Here is a 3,426-nt window from a genome sequence, read left to right on the forward strand (position 1 = left end):
CTCTTCGCGGTTTCGCCTGCCGGGACCGTAACGAGCACCGGCTCGAAGCCGGATGCCTCCAGCGACTGCACCGCCTCCCGGCCATAATGTGCCGCCACATTGCGGTCGGCGATCACGGCGCAACGCGGACCGAAATACAGCCTCTTGCATTCGTGTCCCAGGCGTGGGAGCAGGTCGCCTCCAATCGAGATCGTGTAACTCCTCACGCCGAGTGGCACTTTGATCACATACATCAGCGCAGGATAAAGTTTGCGCGCGGCATGTCAAAGGTTTGACGCCCGGTTGAGGATGGGCGACCTGATTGCGCTGGCCCGGGAAGGCTCCGGAGCAATCCCGGCGAAACCGCGCTCACGCGAATTTCGTGCAGCCTTGCAAAGCGATTGTCCAATGGTTCAAATGAACTGTGTGGACATACGAATGACTCTTGGAGCATTGACAGCGGTGCTGCTGGTCGGCGGCCTGGTTTCCTGCGGCCGAAACAATTCCACCCGGGCGCCGTCCGCCGGGGCGGACGACTCGCAGACCGCCACACAGATTTTTGCAGTCAAAGGAGTGGTAAAAGAACTGCAGGCGGACGGACGGATGATCGTCATCAAGCACGAGAACATCCCCGATTACATGCCGGCGATGACCATGCCGTTCGAAACAAGGGACACCAACGAACTGGCCGGACTGAAACCAGGCGACCAGGTGTCGTTCCGCCTGCTGGTCACGCAAAAGGACAGCTGGGTCGATCAGATCACGAAGACGGGATCGACAAACATCACCGAACCGCCGACGGAGACGTTCCGTCGCGTGCGCCTGGTGGAGCCGTTGAACGTGGGCGACGCTATGCCGGATTATCCATTCACGAATGAACTGGGCGCGGCGATCCGCCTCTCCGATTTCAAGGGACAGGCCCTCGCGTTCACCTTTATCTACACGCGTTGTCCGTTGCCGAATTTCTGCCCGCGAATGTCGGACAACTTTTCCGAGGCGGCCCGGAAACTCGCTGCGATGCCCGGCGCGCCCCAAAACTGGCATTTGCTTTCCATTTCCTTCGATCCCGGGTATGACCGGCCGGAGGTGTTGAAAAACTACGCCCGACGTTATCAACCCGACACGAATCATTGGGATTTTGCCACCGGGGCATTGATTGATATTGACGCGATCACCGAACAGTTCGGGTTGATGTTTCCCCGTGAAGGCGGGGGCTTTGTTTTCAATCACAATCTACGAACGGTGGTGGTGGACGCGCGCGGCAAGGTGCAGAAAGTTTTCACCGGCAACCAGTGGAAGGTGGATGAATTGGTGGAGGAAATGGTCAAGGCGGCGGCGGCAAAGTGACAGGCAGCCGTTGGACCAAGAATGTGCTCAGTGCGCTTCCAAGGCGAACCACGCGGGAGTTGTGGCGGCCCAGTGGGCGCGATATTCCCGGCAGCACGACGACGTATTCACTTTTCGTCTCCCTGAGTGCCGGCATCGTCGTGGCTGGCTTCGTGGCATTGGCTGACGCCGAAACAAAGCACGCCCATAGGCCCAAAGGTGGTTCGTGCCGGACGAGAAAACAGCCGTTCGCATCGCGGTCGGGGTTTGGATTCCAATTTATGGCGAGAAACAAATCGAAAAGGGAAAGCCCCATCACGCATTTCTAACCAACGGGATTTGGACGGTCGAAGGTTCGCTTCCAAAAAAATATGATCGGCGGTGTCGCCGTTGCGGAAATCGCGAAATCCAACGCACGGGTTCTACGAATCAGCCACGGCAAATGAGAGACAATGGACGATCCTTCAGCCCATGTCCCGGTTACACTCCCGTCATTTGAAATGTGGAGTCCTACCCGGTTGCGGCCCCGGCCGCCTTGTAAGACTCGATTGCCTCGATCCGGTAACGCTTCTTGGAGCCTTCCAGTTCGAACTCCACTTCCTCCCCGACTTTGCGGTTGAGCAGTGATTGCGCGATGGGGGTCAGATACGTGACGATGCCCTTTTCCGGCTCGGAATCCCACGCGCCAAGAATTGTGAAAGTTTCGGTGTGTTGCGCGCCCGATTCCGTCACCCGCACGCGCGTGCCGATGCTGACGGCTTCCGTGGAGGCGGCCGAAAAATCCGTGCCCCGGGCGCGGACCAACTGCGACTCCAACTCCCCCTTGCGGCGCATGAGCAGCTTTTGCATCTCCTTGGCCGATTTGTATTCGTGGTTCTCACGCAGGTCACCGTAGCTGCGTGCCAGCGCGATTTCCTTCGAGTTCGCCGGGATTTTCTTGTGCACCAGTTCATCGTATTCGGTCTTGCGCCGTTCCAGGCTTTCCCAGGAGACGATGAGCGCCGTGTCCTGCTTGGTCTGCTCGCCGGAAATGAGCACCTGTGCCGCCGGGTAGCTCTTCACGATGCGCGCCAGCAGCGAGCGTTTGTCCATGTCATCGAAGCACGGAGAGAGCTGAAGCGCACGGGTGAGGTCCTTGATGACTTCCAGATCGGCGGACTCTATCAATTCCACGATCAACTCCTGGTCATCGAGAATGTAGTCGCGCAGTTTGTTGGATTTTTTCTCGTTGAACTGGTCGCGCTCCATGGCCGTGAGCATGGCGCGGAAAACTTCGGGACCGAGAATGTCGGCAAACGCGTCGGAGCGTTCCTTGGCCAGCCAGAGCAACAACTCGCTGCTGGCCATGTGCTGGCTGATGAGACGGGCAAGGGTGGCCTTGAGCAGTTCCAGCCTGCCTTCGTGGATGAGGAGATGCGCGAACTCCGCGCCCAGTTTGGAAGAAACAGCGTTGATGATGGCGAGCAACGCGTCCGGCCAGTGCTCCGGACTTGACTCTTTGAAAGACTGCAGCGCCTGTTTGTGCTTGGCCGCCGGCATCTGGTCGAGCAATTGGCCGAGCTTCAGATTCTGCGACCAGATCGCGGCCGGGGCCAGATCACCTTCCCCGGCAGGAACGCCGGCCGCCGAGCGAAGGTCGTCGCGGACGAAGATGGCTTCCAGCGCCAGCGACGGCTGCGTGCGCTGATGACTGGCAATTTCCGAGTTCAACATGTTGACCGCCTCGGTAACCGCGGCGGGTTTGTCGCTCAGGTCGGACAGGTTTTTCAACAATTCGTTCGCGACACTGAGGCGTGCCTTGAGGCCTTTCGCGGCGCGAAAATCCCCGAGCAGTCGCTCCTGCAGAGAGATCTCCTTCGCTTGATACGTGATCGGGTCGGTCTTTTTCGCGGGCACCAGAAAATGGCCGTCCTTCTTCAATTCGTGTTTGGCCACCTCCCACCATTTCTTCCAGTCGTCCGCGATGATGTCCGGCACAAGCACCTGCTGGATCTGCTCCAGCGTTGCCCGGCCGCCGAAGCTCTGGAGCACGAGCTTGATGAGGTCGAGATGATGCAGGGCCGCCATCTGGCGCAACGATTGGATGTCCGATGCCTTGCGCGCCAGGATGTGGTCGCTGGG

General features: G+C 59.0%; 3 protein-coding genes. 1 reads left to right on the plus strand and 2 read right to left on the minus strand.

What is annotated here, in order from left to right:
• A partial coding sequence (locus VN887_17710; protein ID HXT41849.1) for a 3-dehydroquinate synthase occupies nt 1–233 on the minus strand: 233 nt, incomplete at its 3' end.
• Between the two features lie 172 nt (nt 234–405).
• Here VN887_17710 and VN887_17715 point away from each other — a divergent pair.
• Complete coding sequence (locus tag VN887_17715) at nt 406–1,326, plus strand: SCO family protein (protein HXT41850.1); 921 nt, start codon at nt 406–408, stop codon at nt 1,324–1,326.
• A gap of 489 nt (nt 1,327–1,815) precedes the next feature.
• Here VN887_17715 and VN887_17720 read toward each other — a convergent pair.
• A partial coding sequence (locus VN887_17720; GenBank protein ID HXT41851.1) for a GreA/GreB family elongation factor occupies nt 1,816–3,426 on the minus strand: 1,611 nt, incomplete at its 5' end.

The sequence above is a fragment of the Candidatus Angelobacter sp. genome (assembly GCA_035607015.1).
GTDB lineage: Bacteria > Verrucomicrobiota > Verrucomicrobiia > Limisphaerales > AV2 > AV2.